This window comes from Rhizobium sp. R339, from assembly GCF_002211395.1.
Taxonomy (GTDB): Bacteria; Pseudomonadota; Alphaproteobacteria; order Rhizobiales; family Rhizobiaceae; genus Rhizobium.
The window spans coordinates 1,048,439-1,064,653 of sequence record NZ_LOKV01000001.1 but is presented as its reverse complement, the minus strand read 5'-3'; the positions used below and the strand labels follow the sequence as shown (position 1 = coordinate 1,064,653).

The 16,215-nt window shown below is 63.6% G+C and carries 16 protein-coding genes; 4 read left to right on the top strand and 12 right to left on the bottom strand.

The window, feature by feature from the left end; genetic code table 11:
- Positions 1 to 141 precede the first annotated feature (141 nt).
- Positions 142 to 420, bottom strand: coding sequence for an acyl carrier protein (locus ATY76_RS05310; RefSeq protein WP_003540486.1), 279 nt, complete (start codon positions 418 to 420; stop codon positions 142 to 144).
- A 377-nt stretch (positions 421 to 797) separates the two neighbouring features.
- Here ATY76_RS05310 and ATY76_RS05300 point away from each other — a divergent pair, with 377 nt between their 5' ends.
- On the top strand, positions 798 to 1,517 hold the full coding sequence (locus ATY76_RS05300) for a Crp/Fnr family transcriptional regulator (protein ID WP_088673670.1): 720 nt from the start codon (positions 798 to 800) through the stop codon (positions 1,515 to 1,517).
- Here ATY76_RS05300 and ATY76_RS05295 read toward each other — a convergent pair.
- From ATY76_RS05295 to ATY76_RS05260, 8 genes are all read right to left on the bottom strand, one after another.
- Positions 1,507 to 1,935, bottom strand: coding sequence for a L,D-transpeptidase (locus ATY76_RS05295; RefSeq protein WP_088673669.1), 429 nt, complete (start codon positions 1,933 to 1,935; stop codon positions 1,507 to 1,509). The two genes, ATY76_RS05300 and ATY76_RS05295, sit on opposite strands and share 11 nt — an antisense overlap.
- Positions 1,936 to 2,086: 151 nt before the next feature.
- Positions 2,087 to 2,287, bottom strand: coding sequence for a hypothetical protein (locus tag ATY76_RS05290; RefSeq protein WP_088673668.1), 201 nt, complete (start codon positions 2,285 to 2,287; stop codon positions 2,087 to 2,089).
- Between the two features lie 88 nt (positions 2,288 to 2,375).
- The gene (gene cbiB / locus ATY76_RS05285) at positions 2,376 to 3,356 is read right to left on the bottom strand and encodes an adenosylcobinamide-phosphate synthase CbiB (RefSeq protein ID WP_088673667.1); all 981 of its coding nucleotides are present in this window, start codon (positions 3,354 to 3,356) and stop codon (positions 2,376 to 2,378) included.
- Positions 3,353 to 4,375 (bottom strand): threonine-phosphate decarboxylase CobD, encoded by a 1,023-nt coding sequence (cobD, locus tag ATY76_RS05280; protein WP_088673666.1) that lies wholly within the window; start codon positions 4,373 to 4,375, stop codon positions 3,353 to 3,355. The genes cbiB and cobD overlap by 4 nt, the downstream gene beginning before the upstream one ends.
- Positions 4,372 to 5,679: a cobyrinate a,c-diamide synthase gene (locus tag ATY76_RS05275; RefSeq protein ID WP_088673665.1), complete on the bottom strand. Its 1,308-nt coding sequence runs from the start codon at positions 5,677 to 5,679 to the stop codon at positions 4,372 to 4,374. Before ATY76_RS05275 ends, cobD begins: the two co-directional genes overlap by 4 nt.
- Entirely contained in the window at positions 5,676 to 6,515 is an 840-nt protein-coding gene (cobA, locus tag ATY76_RS05270) for a uroporphyrinogen-III C-methyltransferase (RefSeq protein WP_088673664.1), read from the bottom strand. Before cobA ends, ATY76_RS05275 begins: the two co-directional genes overlap by 4 nt.
- A gap of 312 nt (positions 6,516 to 6,827) precedes the next feature.
- The gene (locus ATY76_RS05265; protein ID WP_088673663.1) at positions 6,828 to 7,778 is read right to left on the bottom strand and encodes a nucleoside hydrolase; all 951 of its coding nucleotides are present in this window, start codon (positions 7,776 to 7,778) and stop codon (positions 6,828 to 6,830) included.
- A gap of 69 nt (positions 7,779 to 7,847) precedes the next feature.
- Positions 7,848 to 8,267: a cobalamin biosynthesis protein gene (locus ATY76_RS05260; protein ID WP_088673662.1), complete on the bottom strand. Its 420-nt coding sequence runs from the start codon at positions 8,265 to 8,267 to the stop codon at positions 7,848 to 7,850.
- 99 nt (positions 8,268 to 8,366) lie between these two features.
- Here ATY76_RS05260 and ATY76_RS05255 point away from each other — a divergent pair, with 99 nt between their 5' ends.
- Genes ATY76_RS05255 through ATY76_RS05245 form a run of 3 tightly spaced genes read left to right on the top strand, consistent with a single transcriptional unit; the run spans position 8,367 to position 10,409 of the window.
- On the top strand, positions 8,367 to 9,152 hold the full coding sequence (locus tag ATY76_RS05255; RefSeq protein WP_088673661.1) for a TSUP family transporter: 786 nt from the start codon (positions 8,367 to 8,369) through the stop codon (positions 9,150 to 9,152).
- A 49-nt stretch (positions 9,153 to 9,201) separates the two neighbouring features.
- A complete protein-coding gene (locus ATY76_RS05250; protein ID WP_190233591.1) occupies positions 9,202 to 9,615 on the top strand; it encodes a nuclear transport factor 2 family protein in 414 nt (137 codons plus the stop codon).
- Positions 9,615 to 10,409, top strand: a complete 795-nt coding sequence (locus tag ATY76_RS05245) for a helix-turn-helix transcriptional regulator (protein ID WP_088673659.1) — start codon at positions 9,615 to 9,617, stop codon at positions 10,407 to 10,409. Before ATY76_RS05250 ends, ATY76_RS05245 begins: the two co-directional genes overlap by 1 nt.
- Positions 10,410 to 10,440: 31 nt before the next feature.
- Here the strand turns inward: ATY76_RS05245 and cobO are convergent, their stop codons facing one another.
- The 3 genes from cobO to cobW are packed head-to-tail and all read right to left on the bottom strand — an operon-like array spanning position 10,441 to position 16,212.
- Positions 10,441 to 11,073 (bottom strand): cob(I)yrinic acid a,c-diamide adenosyltransferase, encoded by a 633-nt coding sequence (gene cobO, locus ATY76_RS05240; protein WP_088673658.1) that lies wholly within the window; start codon positions 11,071 to 11,073, stop codon positions 10,441 to 10,443.
- On the bottom strand, positions 11,070 to 15,158 hold the full coding sequence (cobN, locus tag ATY76_RS05235) for a cobaltochelatase subunit CobN (RefSeq protein WP_088673657.1): 4,089 nt from the start codon (positions 15,156 to 15,158) through the stop codon (positions 11,070 to 11,072). Before cobN ends, cobO begins: the two co-directional genes overlap by 4 nt.
- Positions 15,159 to 15,162: 4 nt before the next feature.
- Complete coding sequence (gene cobW / locus ATY76_RS05230; protein WP_088673656.1) at positions 15,163 to 16,212, bottom strand: cobalamin biosynthesis protein CobW; 1,050 nt, start codon at positions 16,210 to 16,212, stop codon at positions 15,163 to 15,165.
- Positions 16,213 to 16,215 lie beyond the last annotated feature (3 nt).

Sequence of the window (16,215 nt, the reverse complement as noted above, 5' to 3'; positions counted from 1 at the left end):
TGACGCCTACTTAGAGCAATTCCAGGAAAAGTGCGAAGCGGTTTTCCGTCCGGAAGTGCGAATCTGAACTGATCTAGGAACGAAACCGCCCGGCCGCCATATCAAGGGCGGCAGGGCGTTCAAAAAAAGACTGGTATGTGCTCAGGCCTTGGCTGCTTTGAGCTCGTCAATCTTGGCACAGAGGTTCTTCAGCACGAAATATTCTTCGGTGGAAACCTTGCCTTCGTTGACTTCCTGCGTCCACTTTTCGAGCGGGATCTTGATGCCGAATTCCTTGTCGATCGCAAAGACGATGTCGAGGAAATCAAGGCTGTCGATACCAAGGTCGTCGATCGTATGGCTCTCCGGCGTGATCGTGGCGCGATCGATCTCGCTGGTTTCTGCAATAATGTCGGCAACTTTATCGAATGTAGCGGTCACGCGCTGTACCTCATGAAATGACGATTTAAACCCCCTCATAGGCAAATCCATTTCAAAAGCCAATGCTTTCGTCCGGGCGTTGCGGCAATTTGGCAATGAGGTGTTGCCTAAACAGCAATGGAATGGAGCATTTACAAGCGCCGAGGCGGCGGGCGAGGCCGCGTCCCGCCTGCAACACCCGGAGACCCAGCCGAATCGAGACCCGCAGACGCCGCCGCAGCCCACTGCCAAGCCCGAAAGATTTGATCTGGATCAAGTCGCGACAGTGAGGAAAAATCAAGCCGCGCTGAAAGAAATCGGGATAGCCGAGCCCGCATCCTCGGCGTAATCGTTGGTGGAGATGCCAGGCATGTTGGGATTTCGAAGGGATCAGGATAATGGACGTCGCACGCAGTGAGGTTTTCCATGCCGGCACGCCTGTTGCCTGCAGCTCCTGCCAGGCGCGGCACGGCGTCGTCTGCGGCGCCCTGTCCGACCACCAATTGAAGGAACTCGGCCGCCACTCGCTGCGCCGCAAGGTCGATGCCGGCGCTGAAATCATTGCGCAAGGGGCGGAGACGTCTTTCTATTCGAACATCATGCGCGGCGTCGTGAAGCTCTGCAAGGTCATGCCGGATGGGCGCCAGCAGATCGTCGGGCTGCAATTTGCGCCCGATTTCGTCGGCAGACCCTTTGTGCGCGAGAGCACCTTGTCGGCTGAGGCCGCGACCAATGTCGAAATCTGCGTCTTCCCCCGCAATCTGCTCGACCGCATGATAGCGGAGACGCCGGAGCTGCAACGCAGCCTGCACGATCAGGCGCTGAAGGAGCTGGACGCGGCGCGCGAATGGATGCTGACGCTCGGCCGGCGCACGGCGGAAGAGAAGGTCGCAAGCCTGCTCCATCTCATCGCCACCCATGCCGAACCGCAGACGGCGACAAGCACCGCCTTCGATCTGCCGCTCTCACGCGCCGAGATCGCCGATTTCCTCGGGTTGACGATCGAAACCGTCAGCCGCCAGATGACCAGATTGCGGAAGTGCGGCGTCATCCTGATCGAGAAATCCAGGCACATCGTCGTCCCCGACATGGATGAGCTCGAGCGGATTACCGCGTGATCACCACCCGCGTATTGGCAAGCCCGGCCTGGCGCGCCAGCGAGAAGAACTGCGCCGCATTGTCGGGATGCAGGCGCACGCAGCCGTGCGAGGCCGGCGTGCCCAGCCGTTTCAGGTCGAAAGTGGCGTGAACCGCGTAACCGCCGTTGAAGAACACGGCATAGGGCATCGGCGCATTGTCGTATTTGCGCGAGCGGTGATCGCGCGACAGCCATTTGGCTCTCCACGAGCCGGTCGGCGTGATATAGCCGCGGCGCGCCGTCGAAACCTTCCAGCGATATTTGACGAAGCCGTTCTCGCTGACGGTCATCGTCTGCTTGCCGATGCTGATATTGGCAACCAGATTTGCCGCCTCGGCAGCAACGGGGAAAAACTGCAGCAATAAACTTGCGGCCGCGGCCGCCAAAATCGTCTTCATGATAGCCCCTCTTCGCACCCGCGCAGTTATAATTGCGCCCTCACGAGGAAGAGACTACGACGATACTTTCTAAATTGCTTTAACCCGAATGGTAATCACAATTCTAACGGGCCGAAGCAGCAACAAAATGCCGCCGGACAGCGGCACCCGCTCACTGAAGCTTCGGCGCCGCGGAAGGCCGCTTCATCTGCTGATAGGCCTTGTTCATTCGCTCGCGGATCGAAGCCATCGTGCCGAGCTTATGCCCGCAGGCCGCACAGCTGATGATATCGGTCTCGCGGATCTCGGGCCGCTCGAACTTCATCTTGGTGCTCTTGCACTTCGGGCACGGTAATTCAACCTGAACTGTCATCGCTCTTTTCCGGTCAGATGGAGATATGAGGCGCCTCGCATAAACCTTTGAGGCTGATGTGTCCACTGGGGTGTCCCAACCGCACACCCTACAGAAAACACAGAAACAACCCGAAGGTCACCCCCGCCAGTACCATGCAGCTGGCATGAAACACCGACACGCCGTCCTCGATATCACGCAATGTCGCAACGTCGCGGCCGGCATTGTTGATCATCGGCTCGGTCACGATCACGCCGCCGTAGATGCGGGGGCCGGCGAGTTGGACGTTCAGAGCGCCTGCCATGGCCGCTTCCGGGCGGCCGGAATTCGGCGAGCGATGCAGGCCGCCGTCGCGTATCGCCACGCGGATGGCCTCGCGGCAGGCGCTGGTGCCGCGCCGCAGCCAGGCGCCGGCGGCGATGAGCAGGATGGAGAACCGGGCGGCCGGCCAGTTGGCGAGATCGTCGAGCCGGGCGGCAGCCCAGCCGAAATCGATGTATTTCTCCGACTTGTGGCCGATCATCGAATCCGCCGTGTTCAGCATCTTGTAGGCCAGCAGCCCCGGCAGGCCGAAGACGGCGTACCAGAGCGCCGGCGCCACGACGCCATCGGAGAAATTTTCCGCAAGGCTTTCGATTGCCGCCCGGCAGACGGCGGGCTCATCCAATGTCTCGGGATCGCGCCCGACGATGCGCGAAACGGCAGCCCGCCCGCCGGCGATCCCCTCGTGACGAAGCGCCGCCGCGACCGCCGAGACGTGGTCGGCAAGGCTCTTCTGCGCCAGGAAGATCGCGACCAGCGCGGTTTCGAGCAGGATGCCGGCAAGGCCGAAAAGCGCGAAGAACCGGTCGAAGGCGAAGCCCGCGATAATGGCCACCAAAAGCAGCGCCACAATGGCCGCCACGCCGTTCATCCGCCGTTGCGACCCTGTCAGGCTCACGCTGTTCAGCTGCCGGTCGGCAAAGGAGATCGCCTCGCCGAACAGGACGACCGGATGCGGCAAGCGCGACCACAGCCATTGCGGATCACCGAGGATCCGGTCGAGCAGCAATGCCAGGAGCAGCACGAGAAGGTTTTCGTCGATCGTCATCGCTCAAAACTCTGAAGGGCTTCACCAAGCCGCCTGTCGGCAGCCGGATCGGGCGTCAGCCCGAAACGCAGCCAGTCCGGCGCATAATCGAATTTGCGGACGAGAATATGATGGCGGCAGAGATGCGTGTAAATCTTGCCGGCCCTGGGGTCGGCAACCAGGGTAAAGAGCGCCGCTCCTCCTGCGATCCGCAGGCCTGATGCGGCCAGCACCGCTTGCAGGCCGGCGCTCCGCTCCTCGATGCGGCCGCGAATGGCGGAAACGTCCTGGCGCAGCAGCGATGCGGCCAGCGACAGCGCCGGACCGGAAACCGCCCACGGCCCCAGCCACTCCTCGAAACGCTGAAGAATATCGCCGCGCGCAATCACGAAACCGAGCCGCAGGCCGGCGAGCCCGAAGAACTTGCCGAAGGAGCGGAAGATCACCAGATGGGGAAGCTCTTGAGCATGGGACGCGAGGCTGAGCGCCGGATCGGGATCGCCAAAAGCCTCGTCGACGACAAGCAAGCCGTTTTGCGATTTCATCTTGTCATGCAGCGCGATCAGCCTTTCAGCTGGCCATGCCCGCCCGTCCGGGTTGTTGGGATTGACGACGACGGCAAGCCTGTGTTCCTCGCCGATCGCGGCGATATCGCCAACCGTATCGACGGCGAGACCGGCCGAGGCGAAGGCGCGTACATATTCCCCGTAAGTGGGCGCCACCACCGCGACCCTGTGGTCCGCCACCACGGCCTGTCTATCCTCCGCCAACAGCCGCGGCAGAAGCTGGATCGCCGATTGCGTGCCCGGCACCGGCAGCGGCAGGATTTCGCGGCTGCCGTAATAATCGCGCGCCGCCCGCCGTGCTTCGTCGAAAACATGTCTGTCCGGCAGCCGGTGCCACACCCTTGCCGGGATCTCGGGCAGAGCGACGGGGCACGGATTGATGCCGGTGGAAAGGTCGAGCCAATCCTCCGGCGCTCCGCCGAAGGCAGCAGCAGCGGCGGTAATGCCGCCGCCATGGGCGATCGGCGCGCTCACGCGGCCGCTCTCGCAAGATCGATCAGATGCATATAGGAGCCCGCCACCTGCCCGCATCTCAGCCCGGCGGCACCTAGATCGGTCCCGAGCGCATCCTGTACCTGAAACAGCCGCTTCCCCTCACCCTCGGAGACGACAGTAGAATAGTGGAATTCATGCGCCGTCATCATCCGCGCGAAGAAGGCCCCGTCGAGCGGCACGACACGGCGATAGCCCAGATGGCGCTTTCGCTCGGCATAGCTGGTGACGACAGGCAGCAGGCCGAGCATCTGATGGCGCTTGCCCTGCGCATCGATCAATCCGTCGCCGAGCACCATGTAGCCGCCGCACTCGCCGTAGATCCTGACGCCGCGCGCGGCCGCATCGAGCATGCCGGCACGGAAATTCTGCGCCTTCGCCAGCCGTCCGGCATGCAGCTCGGGATAACCGCCGGGCAGATAGATCGCATCGGCATCCAGCGCTGGCGCCTCGTCGGCAAGCGGTGAAAAGAAGGAGATCGCAGCACCCCGGCGGCGCCAGCCGAGCAACATATGCTCATAGGAAAAGGCAAAGGCGATATCGCGCGCCACGGCGATGCGTGCACCCAGCGGCATCAGCCGATCGATATTGGCGGCCGACGGCCGGTTGAGCCCTTGCCTTGCGATGCGCAGCAGGAATTCGAAATTGCACTCTTCGGAGACGGCATCCGCCGCATGGTCGATGAAATTTTCGAGCGTCGCATGTTCCCCGGCCTGGACGAGCCCGAGATGGCGCTCCGGCAAGGCAAGCGCCTTGTCGCTGCCGATGACCGCGATCACAGGCATGCGGATCGCTTCCAGCGCCTGGCGCAGCATCGCTTCGTGCCGCTCGCTGCCGACCTTGTTGAGGATGACGCCGGCTACGCGCACATCGGCGCGGAAGCCGGCAAAGCCTGAGACCAGCGGCGCGACCGATTGCGACATGCGCGAGGCATCCACGACGAGCACGACGGAAAGGCCGAGTTGGGCGGCGAGATCGGCCGCCGTCCCCTTCCCGTCGGCCGCCCCGTCGAACAGGCCCATCATCGCCTCGATGACGAGAATACGGTCGCCGGAACGGTGCAGCGCGGCATTGGCCGAGATCAGTTCCGGGCGCATCGCCCAGGGGTCGAAATTCAGGCAGGGCGTGCCGCTCGCCGCGGCATGGAAAGCGGGATCGATGTAGTCAGGGCCGGCCTTGCCGGGCGCAATCGCCACGCCGCGCCGCCGGAGCGCCCGCAGCAGCCCGAGCGTCACCGTCGTCTTGCCGGCGCCGGAGGAAGGAGCTGCGATCAGGAGGCCGCTCATGCCGTCACCTTGCCGGAGCGCCCGAACGGATCGGGCTGCAGCCGCCTGCCCGCAAGGGCGCCGAGCCAGTCGAGCGAGGCCCTGAGCCGCACCACCTCGCCGACCACGACGATCGCCGGCGGCTCGAGCCCCGAGGCGACAGCGGCATCGGTCGCTTCGCCGAGCGTCGTCTCCAGCACCTGTTGCGCGCCGGTCGCCGCATTGCAGACGAAAGCCACGGGCTCGGATGCCGGGCGGCCCGACGCCATCAGATTGGCGCTGATCTGGGCGATATGCTTCATCGCCATGTACATCACGATGACGGGCGACCCCTTGCCGATCGCTTCCCAATTGATCGCATCTGGTACGATCCCGGAGGAATCATGGCCGGTGAGAAAGGTCACGGCGTGATTGATCTCCCGATGCGTGACCGGAATGCCGGCATAGGCAAGCCCGCCGATGCCGGCGGTAATGCCGGGCACGATGCGGAAGGGAATGTTGTGCTCGACCAGCGTCAGCGCTTCTTCCCCGCCCCGCCCGAAGACGAAGGGGTCGCCCCCCTTCAGCCGCAGCACCCGCTTGCCGGCGCGCGCCAGCTCCACCAGCCGAAGTGAAATATCCCGCTGCTTGGCGGAGGGCTTGCCGCCGCGCTTTCCGGCATATTCCAGTTCTGCACCCGGCCGTGCGAACTTCAAACAGTCCTCGTTGACCAGCGCATCGTGCACGACCACATCCGCCTCCGCCAATCCCTTGGCGGCAAGCAGCGTCAACAGGCCGGGATCGCCGGGACCGGCCCCGACGAGCCAGACGCTGCCCGGCTCCAGCGCCGGCAAATGTGAGAATGGGCTGTTCATCATTGTGTTGATCTAGGCCCAGCAAGAAGCAAGGTCAACGCCGCCCGCGCCACCTCACTTGAAGTTGCTGAGACGGCGGCGACTCACTTTACGAGTAAGCGGATTCGAATTCTCGGAAAACCCGGGCAAGGCTATGAATATTCTAGTGAATAACGCCCCTCCTCGCGCGTCGTCATCCTCGGCCTTGTGCCGAGGATCTGCTGCCCTATCGAATGGAGGCAGATGCTCGGGACAAGCCCGAGCATGACGGAAGAGGCGTTGGCAATTGCGTCGGCAATCCTTGGCCGATCGCGATGCAGCCAAGCTTCAAGCCCGTCAAGCCCGAAGCAGCGTATCGCGGATCAGGTCGAGCACCTTCTCCGACTCGATTCCCGTGGCGACAATCTGGCTCGGCAGGCCGTCCCAGTCACCCGGCGGGAAGCGGCGGCTGTCCGGCTTGATCACCGTCTGGCCATCGGCGATGCCGCCGCAGACGACGCGGACCGCGCCGGTGATCGTGGTGAAAAGCTCGGGCGCCACGACGTAAACGGCGGCGCAGCTGTCATGCACCATCATGCCGTCCTCGACCGCATGGCTGTAGAAATCGATGTAATGCTGCGACAACCCGTCGAGCAGTTTCACCGCCGCGTCGCCCTTGGCCGCCATTGCGCCGAGATAGCTGCGGCTCATCGTGGTGATCGAGGTAACGTCGAGGCCGATGACGACCACCTTCCACGGCGCCGTCATGACGATGTCAGCCGCTTCGGGATCACCATGAATATTGGCCTCGGCGACGGGCGAGACATTGCCCGGCACATAGAAATTGCCGCCCATGATGACGACATCCTTGACCAGGCCGGCAATCTCCGGGTCTTCCTTCAGCGCCATTGCCAGATTGGTCATCCGGCCGACGGCCACCAGCCTGACTTCGCCGGGATTGGCCCGTACCGTGTCGATGATGAAGCGGTGCGCCGGCCGGGGATCGAGCGGCAGGTCGATCGTGTGCGGCACCTCGATATTGCCGAGGCCGTTGTCCCCATGCACCATGGCAGGCCATTCCCGCTCGGCGCGCGCGGCATCGATGGTGACGCTCGCACCCTTGGCGACGGGCGCCTGAATATCCCATTCCCGCTTGAGGAAAAGCGCGTTGCGCGTCGTCGTCTCGACCGAGGCATTGCCGAAAACGGTGGTGATGCCGATCAGATCGATCTCGGGATGGCGGTGCAGGAAAAGAAGCGCCATAGCGTCATCGACGCCGGGATCCGTGTCATAAATGACCTTGTGCATGATTGTCCTCTAGATATGAATCGCTGACGTGCCGGACGGCGCCGCGAATTGCCGCCACCATAACGACCGTCAGGCTTTCTGCAACCCGATCCGGGCAATCGCCGCCGTCGCATGCGCGGATTTGATTTTGCCGAGCACCAGTTCGCCATCCGCACCGGTGGCCGCAAGCGCTGCCGATTCCGCCACGCCATGGCAGCCGACGCGGGCAAAGACGATGGCGGAGGGATTTTTGAGCCGCGGCGTTTCCTGCTCCAGCCGCTCCGCATCGAAGAAAACGGCAGGCGTGCCAAAATGCGCCGCAACGGCAAGGATCGCCGCTTCTTGCCCGCGGCTGTCGATGGAAGCGACGGCCGCAAGCTCCGACTCGCCGATGCCGGCCGCCTTCAGCGCCGCGTTCGCAAGCGCCAGCATCTCCGCAGGCGGCGTCCCGCGCTCGCATCCGAGCCCGAGCACATGTCGCCTCGCTTTATCGAAAGAAATATCACTCATGGAAGCCGTCGAATGCGCCCGCGCTGTGTCCTCGCAGCCATTGCAGCTTGGAGGGGGAAATGCAACAAGACCGGCTGAAAGCCCTTCTGGAATAGCATCTTGCCTGACATCGCCCTCCATCTGCTTCTGCTGCTCTGCGCGGCTGCCTTCTTCGCCGGTTTCGTCGATGCCATCGCCGGCGGCGGCGGCCTGATCACCGTCCCCGCCATGTTGATTGCGGGCATTCCGCCGCTCCAGACGCTCGGCACCAACAAGGTGCAGTCGATCTTCGGCGCCGCTTCCGCCACGCTCGCCTATGCCCGCAAGGGTCATGTGCAGCTGCACGAACAGCTGCCGATGGCGCTGACGGCCGTGATGGGCGGAGCGATCGGCGCTGCCCTTGCGACGATCGTGCCCGGAGAGGTGCTGCAGGCGATCATGCCGGTGCTGCTACTGGCGATTGCGATCTTCTTTGCCGTCAAGCCGAACCTCAACGATCTCGACAAACACCGGATCATCACGCCTTTCGTCTTCGGCATGACCTTGGTGCCGGCCATCGGCTTTTATGACGGCGTCTTCGGTCCCGGCACCGGTTCCTTCTTCATGCTCGCCTTCGTCACCCTCGCCGGCTTCGGCGTGCTGAAGGCGACGGCCCATACCAAGCTTCTCAATTTCGGCTCGAACCTCGGCGCGCTGATCGTCTTCGCAAGCTTCGGCGCGATCCTCTGGAAGATCGGCCTGCTGATGGGCGTCTGCCAGTTCCTCGGCGCGCAATTGGGCTCACGGCTCGCCATGCGCATCGGCGCAAAGCTCATCAAGCCGCTGCTCGTCATCGTCTGCGTCGCCCTCGCGGTAAAGCTGCTCGCCGATCCCGCCAACCCGCTGCGCGTCTGGCTCGGGATCTAAAGCCTTCCATTACCTCTGGCGTAATTGATAGGGTGCACCGCCTTCGCCGATGATCGCGCTGCCTGGAATGGCCGGGCGGTCAAAAGGAGATGACCCGATGAACGACGCAAAGACCAACGCCGAACGCTATATCGCGATCTGGAACGAGACGGATGCAACGCACCGCCGCGCTCTCATCGCCGAAAGCTGGACGGAAGCGGCCACCTATGTCGATCCGCTGATGCGCGGACAAGGCCATGAACAGATCAATTCGCTGGTCGAAGCCGTGCAAAGCCGCTTTCCCGGCTTCCGCTTCGCCCTGATCGGCGCGGCCGATGGCTTCGGCGATCACCTGCGCTTTTCCTGGGGTCTTGGCCCGGAAAATGGCGAATCGCTGATCAAGGGCACGGATTTTGCCGAACTCGAAGACGGCAAGCTCAAAGCGGTGCGCGGCTTCATCGATCAATTGCCGGAAGCCGCCTGATGACGCCGACCGCCCGCTCTCTCGGAGATCACCTGCGCGAATGGCGCCAGCGCCGCCGCATGAGCCAGCTCGATCTGGCGCTGGAAGCCGAAATCTCGCAACGACACCTGAGCTTCATCGAGAGCGGGCGCTCGACCCCGAGCCGCGAAATGCTGCTGCATCTGGCCGAACGCCTCGGCGTGCCGCTGCGCGAGCGGAACCCGCTGCTGCTGGCCGCGGGTTTCGCCCCCGTCTTTGCCGAACGCAGGCTGGACGATCCCGCCCTGGAACCGGCGCGGCGCGCCATCGACATGGTGCTGAAGGGCCACGAGCCCTTCCCCGCCATCGCCATCGACCGTCACTGGACGCTGGTAGCCGCAAACGCCGCCATAGCGCCACTGCTCCAGGCGGTTGCCGATCGATCTTTGCTGGAGCCGCCGGTCAACGTCCTGCGCCTCAGCCTGCATCCGCAGGGCCTTGCGCGCGATATCGTCAACTTCGCCGAGTGGCGCGCCCATCTTCTGGATCGGCTACGCCAGCAGATATCGGTCTCGGGCGATCCCGTGCTGGAAAAGCTGTTGAGCGAACTGCTCTCCTATCCCGCCCGCGAAGCTGCCGGCGAGCGCCATGCCGACCTCGCCGGCATCGCCGTTCCGCTGAAGCTTTCGACGAAAGCCGGCCTGCTCTCATTCATCTCGACGACGACCGTCTTCGGCACGCCAGTCGATATCACCCTCTCGGAACTGGCGATCGAAACGCTCTTCCCGGCCGATGAGGAAACGGCCGCGATCCTGCGCGGCCATCTGGCGAATTAAACGCTTTTCCGCGCAATTCCGCCGCACTCTTTTAAAATTCCACGCCGGGCTGCCCCTTGATGCCGGAGCGGAAGGGATGTTTGACGAGCTCCATCTCGGTCACGAGATCGGCGATCTCGATCAGCTCTTCCTTGGCATTGCGCCCCGTCAACACGACATGCGTCATATAAGGCTTCTCGTTTTTGAGGAACGCCACCACCTCGTTGACGTCGAGATAGTCATAGCGCAGTGCGATGTTGATCTCGTCGAGCAGCACCATGGAATTGCGCCCGTCGCGGATCAGTTCCTTGGCCTTTTCCCAGGCAGCACCGGCCGCCGCCACGTCGCGCGCCCGGTCCTGCGTTTCCCAGGTAAAGCCCTCGCCCATCGTGTGGAACTGGCAAACATCGGAGAAATGCTTCTCGATCAGATCGCGCTCGCCCGTCCACATCGCCCCCTTGATGAACTGCACAACGGCAGAAGGCTTGCCATGGGCGATATGGCGGAAGATCATGCCGAAGGCCGCTGACGACTTGCCCTTGCCCTTGCCGGTATGGACGATGATCAGCCCCTTCTCATCCGTCTTGGTCGCCATGATCTTGTCGCGCGCGGCCTTCTTTTTCGCCATCTTCTCGGAATGACGGGCATCGTCCTTTTCGGCGGGTACGATTGGCTCTTCGCTCATGATTGGCTGCCTGCTCTTTTCTTGGTTTCGTTGATGTCTGTGAGATCGAATTGCGCCGAGTTGCTGCGCGGCGTCCAGAGCTGCCGCTCGATCGCCTCCAGCAGCCGCTCCTTCATTTCGGCAAGGGCGGCAGGGTTCTTCTCGGCCATGAAATCGCGCACTTTGGGATCGGCGACAAAAGCCTGATAGACCGCCTCGAAATGATGGCTGCCGACCGCACCCGTCGTCGCCGCAAAGGCGAAGAGATAGTCGACCGTCGCTGATATCTCGAAAGCGCCCTTGTAGCCGTGGCGCATGACGCCATCGATCCACTTCGGATTGACGACGCGACCGCGCACCACCCGTCCGATCTCTTCTTCCAGTGAGCGGATGACCGGCTTTTCCGGCCGCGAATGATCATTGTGGTAGATCGCCGGCCGCTCACCGGCGAGCGCTTCCGCCGCCGCCGCCATGCCGCCTTCGAACTGGTAGTAATCGTCGCTGTCGAGCAGGTCGTGCTCGCGATTGTCCTGGTTCTGCACGACGGCCTGGATGGAGCGCAGCCGCTCCTCGAACACCCCGCGCTCGGCCTGCCCCTCTTCGCCCGCGCCATAGGCATAGCTGCCCCAAACGAGATAGGCTTCGGCGAGATCCGCACGCCGCTCCCAGCCCTTCTCGTCGATCAGCGCCTGCAGACCCGCGCCATAGGCACCCGGCTTGGACCCGAAGATGCGATATCCCGCCCGCTTCGCCGCCGTCTTCTCGTCGAGCCCGGCAGTGGCGAGCCGCGCCGCTTCGCCGCGCATGCGCCCGGCGATCGGGTTGTCGGCCGCATCCTCATCCAGCGCGCCGACGGCGCGGATCGCCTTGTCGAAAAGCGCAATCTGCTCCGGAAACGCATCGCGGAAGAAGCCGGATATCCGCAGCGTCACATCCACGCGCGGCCGCCGCAGCATGGCCGGCGGAATGACCTCGTAGCCGGTAACGCGCCGCGAGGCCATGTCCCAGACCGGCTTGACGCCGATCAGCGCCAAGGCCTGCGCGATGTCATCGCCGCCGGTGCGCATATTGGAGGTGCCCCAGGCCGTCAGCCCGAAGGAAACGGGCCATTCGCCATGATCCTGCACATAGCGGCGGATCAGCAGCTCAGCAGACTTTTTCCCAAGCTCATAGGCCGCCGGTGTCGGCACCGCGCGGCTGTCCACCGAATAGAAATTCCGCCCCGTCGGCAAAACATCCGGCCGCCCCCGCGTCGGCGCACCGGAAGGACCGGGCGGCACGAAACGGCCATCGAGGCCACGCAGCAGGCTGGCGATCTCGGCCGGGCCGCAAGCGAGGATGGAGGGCTTGAGACGGGCTTCGATCTCGTCGAGCACCGCTTTGGTCTGGGACCAGAGGGTTGGGCAGGCGAGTTCGCCGGACACGAGCTTGGCGGCGAGCAGCTCGATGCGCTCGACCGTGTCGCCGTTGGTGCGCCAGGGGGCGTCGAGGAGATCGGCCAGGATTGGTGGTCGTGGGCGGGTCCAGGGGGCGGCCATGTCGCAGTCGAGAGGGTCGAAAGAAGACCCCTCCCCAACCCCTCCCCACGGGTGGGAGGGGCTTGCTGAGCGCGCTGTCTCGTCATCGATTTTGATCTCAGAGGTAACCGCGCGCTCAACGGCAAGTCCCTCCCCCTTGTGGGGAGGGGTTGGGGAGGGGTTTTTCAACACATCCCCAGCAATCGCCCGCTGCAAACTCGCGTCCCCACCCTCACCCAGCCCGCGCGGCACCCGCGCCAGCGCCACGGTGAGATCTGTCAGCAACCGCCCTTCCGGCGAAACTCCGAACACATGCAGCCCATCGCGGATCTGCATTTCCTTGAGATCGCAGAGATAGGCATCGAGCTTCTTCAGCGCTTCGCCTTCGTTCTCACCCTTGGCAATCCCCGCATCCCGGTCGAGCCCTATATCGGCAACAAGCTCAAGGATCTGCCGCGACAGCAGCCGGATGCGCCTGGGATCCCCACCCGAGGCCTCGTAATATTCATCGACCAGCGCCTCCAGATCCTTGAGCGGCCCATAGCTTTCCGCCCGCGTCAAAGGCGGCGTCAGATGGTCGATGATGACGGCACCGGTGCGGCGCTTCGCCTGCGTGCCCTCGCCGGGATCGTTGACGATGAAGGGGTAGAGATGCGGCAGCGGTCCAAAGATGGCCTCGGGATAGCAGCTTTCCGACAGCGCCAGCGCCTTGCCCGGCAGCCATTCCAGATTGCCGTGCTTTCCCATGTGAATGATAGCATCGGCCCCGAACTCCTGACGCAGGAAGGCATAGAAGGCGAAATAGCCATGCGGCGGCACCAGATCCGGCGAATGGTAGCTCTCCTTGGGGTCGATATTGTAGCCCCGCGCCGGCTGGATGCCGACGAGCAAGCCACCAAACCGGGCAAAGGGCAGAGCGAAAGCGCCCTCGCGCAGATAGGGATCGGCCTCGGGATCGCCCCAGCGCGCCGTCACCTCATCCTGAATCTGTTTGGGAAGAGATGCAAAGAAGCTCTTGTATCGACTCAGGGAAAGCGTTTCGCGCACCACCTTGCCGTCGAAGCCGGAATTGGTCGGCCCCTCCATCAGATGCCGCATGAGCGCATCGCCATCGGCGGGGATGTCGGCAACGGGATAACCGGCCTTCGCCATCGCCCGCATCACCTCGATCGTGCCGGCCGGCGTATCGAGGCCGACGCCATTGCCGAGCCGCCCATCACGGTTCGGATAATTCGCCATGACCAGAGCGACGCGCCGCTCGGCAGTCGTTTTCCGCCGTAGCCGCGCCCAGTTGCCGGCAAGGGCTGCGACATAGGCCATACGCCCGGCATCCGGCTCGCTGGAAACGATATTGGCCTCGACCGCAGCGTCATAGCGGGCAGCCGCCTTGAAGGAGACGGCGCGCGACAGCACACGCCCATCCACCTCCGGCAAGGCTACATTCATGCCGAGATCGCGGGCCGACAGCCCTTGCGAAGAGACCGCCCAGGCTTCCCGCGACGAAGCGGAAAAGATCGCCTGCAGTATGACGGCGTCATTGGCCTCCAGCACCGTCGGCTGACGATCGGCGCCGGGGGCGGAGACGGCAAAGCCCGTCGTGTTGATGACGACGTCGGGTTTCAGCTCGGCGAAGATGGATTCGAGAATACCTTTGGAGACCGGGTCCTTAAGGCTGTAGGCAAAGACCGGCAGCGGGCGAAAACCCTGAGCCTGCAAAGCTTCGATCATGGCTTCGACGGGGCGGGTTTCGCCGCTTTGCACTAGGGCGCGATAGAAGGCGATGGCGACTGTCGGGGGTTCAAATCCCTCCTCCGCTACCATACCCCCCTCTGTCCTGCCGGACATCTCCCCCACAAGGGGGGAGATTGAATCGTGGAGGGCTTCTCCCCAAACAACCGATGTAGGGCGATGGTCCTGCCGCTTGCCGATCTCCCCCCTTGTGGGGGAGATGTCCGGCAGGACAGAGGGGGGTGCCACACTCTCGACGCCTGCGGAAGAAACCCCCGAGACAAGCCTCTTCCATCCGTCGATTCCAACCAATCCCCGCCCCGGCCACCATATCCCCGCCTTCATCAGCGGCGCAGCCGGCGCAGGCTTTTCCTCTCCCGAAAGCATCGCCGAGGCATAGGCAAGGAAGCCCCGCGCATTGGCATCGCCACCCTCGATCAGATAGCCCCAGAGAGCATTCAGATCGTCCAGCGCCACATTGGAAAACGGCGTCAGTCCCGCATCCGGCTTCGCATCGCCCGGCAGCACCGCAATCAGCGGTCCGCTACGGGCTGCTACCGCGTGCAGCGCCTCCAGCGCATAGTGGAAATAGCTCGCCCCGCCCAGGGCCCGCACGATGATAAGCTTCGCATGCCGCGCCGTGCGCTCGACATAGGTATCGACCGACATCGGGTGCTTGAGGCTCATCAGGCTCGCAAGCCGCAGCGAATGCCCCGTCGCGCAGCCGGCATGAGCCGCGGCGATCGCCGCAAGCTCGGTGTCAGCGGCAGACAGGAACAGGATATCGCCCGGCGACTGGCCGAGATCGATGGCCTCGTCGCCGTCGCTGATCGTTCCCTGCTGGGCCAGAAGCAGATGCATGGGCTTATGCCAGTGCCTCGATCGCCGCCCTCACCGCATCCTGATCCATCTCGTGCAGACCGATGACGACAAGGCGCGTGCGCCGCGCTTCACCAGGCGTCCAGGCGCGGTCGAAATACTGGTCGATGCGGCTGCCGACGGCCTGCAGCTGCAGCCGCATCGGCTTGCCGGAGACGTCGATGAAGCCCTTCAGGCGCAGCACGTCATGTTCGGCGATGATGCCTTTCAGCTTCTCGACGAAGGCAGCGGTATCGGCAATCGCCCCAAGCTCGACGACAAAACTGTCGAATTCGTCGTGATCGTGCGGCTCGCCAGCCTCGTGTTCCATCTCGTGATGGGACTTGCGGTTGACGATATCGTCTTCCGTGCCGATACCGAGGCCGAGCAGCACGCTGGCCGGCACCTCGCCGTTCCTGGCCTCGATCATCACCGGCTTGCGGGCGATGCGCGAGGCGACTTCGCTCTTCACGCGGCCGAGCCCGTCCGTGTCGATGAGATCGGTCTTGTTGAGCACGATCAGATCGGCGCAGGTCAGCTGATCCTCGAAGAGCTCCTCGATCGGGCTTTCGTGATCGAGCGATTCATCCTCGACGCGGCGCGCATCGACGGCATCGTGATCGTCGGCGAAACGGCCGGCGGCAACGGCGGCGCTATCGACCACGGTGATGACGCCGTCGACGGTGACTTCGCTGCGGATATCCGGCCAGTTGAAGGCGGCGACCAGCGGCTGCGGCAGCGCAAGGCCCGAGGTCTCGATGACGATATGGTCGGGGCGCTGGTCGCGCTCCAGAAGCTTGGTCATGGTCGGAATGAAATCGTCGGCCACCGTGCAGCAGATGCAGCCATTGGTGAGCTCGATAATATCGTCCTCCGTGCAGTTCTCCGCCCCGCAGCCCTTCAGCACATCGCCGTCGACGCCGAGATCGCCGAACTCGTTGATGATGAGCGCGATCTTCTTGCCGCCGGCATTGGTGAGCAGGTTGCGGATCATCGTCGTCTTGCCGGCGCCGAGGAAGCCGGTGATGACCGTTGCGGGAATTTTCTGCTGGTTCATGGA

What these genes read in the sequence shown, in the direction of transcription:
- ATY76_RS05290 (WP_088673668.1), bottom strand. Translation starts at nt 2,287, where the DNA reads ATGACAGTTCAGGTTGAATTACCGTGCCCGAAGTGCAAGAGCACCAAG.
- ATY76_RS05275 (WP_088673665.1), bottom strand. Translation starts at nt 5,679, where the DNA reads ATGAGCGGCCTCCTGATCGCAGCTCCTTCCTCCGGCGCCGGCAAGACG.
- cobW (WP_088673656.1), bottom strand. Translation starts at nt 16,212, where the DNA reads ATGAACCAGCAGAAAATTCCCGCAACGGTCATCACCGGCTTCCTCGGC.
- ATY76_RS05265 (WP_088673663.1), bottom strand. Translation starts at nt 7,778, where the DNA reads ATGCACAAGGTCATTTATGACACGGATCCCGGCGTCGATGACGCTATG.
- cobO (WP_088673658.1), bottom strand. Translation starts at nt 11,073, where the DNA reads ATGAGCGAAGAGCCAATCGTACCCGCCGAAAAGGACGATGCCCGTCAT.
- ATY76_RS05260 (WP_088673662.1), bottom strand. Translation starts at nt 8,267, where the DNA reads ATGAGTGATATTTCTTTCGATAAAGCGAGGCGACATGTGCTCGGGCTC.
- ATY76_RS05295 (WP_088673669.1), bottom strand. Translation starts at nt 1,935, where the DNA reads ATGAAGACGATTTTGGCGGCCGCGGCCGCAAGTTTATTGCTGCAGTTT.
- ATY76_RS05250 (WP_190233591.1), top strand. Translation starts at nt 9,202, where the DNA reads ATGATCGCGCTGCCTGGAATGGCCGGGCGGTCAAAAGGAGATGACCCG.
- cbiB (WP_088673667.1), bottom strand. Translation starts at nt 3,356, where the DNA reads ATGACGATCGACGAAAACCTTCTCGTGCTGCTCCTGGCATTGCTGCTC.
- cobA (WP_088673664.1), bottom strand. Translation starts at nt 6,515, where the DNA reads ATGATGAACAGCCCATTCTCACATTTGCCGGCGCTGGAGCCGGGCAGC.
- ATY76_RS05245 (WP_088673659.1), top strand. Translation starts at nt 9,615, where the DNA reads ATGACGCCGACCGCCCGCTCTCTCGGAGATCACCTGCGCGAATGGCGC.
- ATY76_RS05300 (WP_088673670.1), top strand. Translation starts at nt 798, where the DNA reads ATGGACGTCGCACGCAGTGAGGTTTTCCATGCCGGCACGCCTGTTGCC.
- cobN (WP_088673657.1), bottom strand. Translation starts at nt 15,158, where the DNA reads ATGCATCTGCTTCTGGCCCAGCAGGGAACGATCAGCGACGGCGACGAG.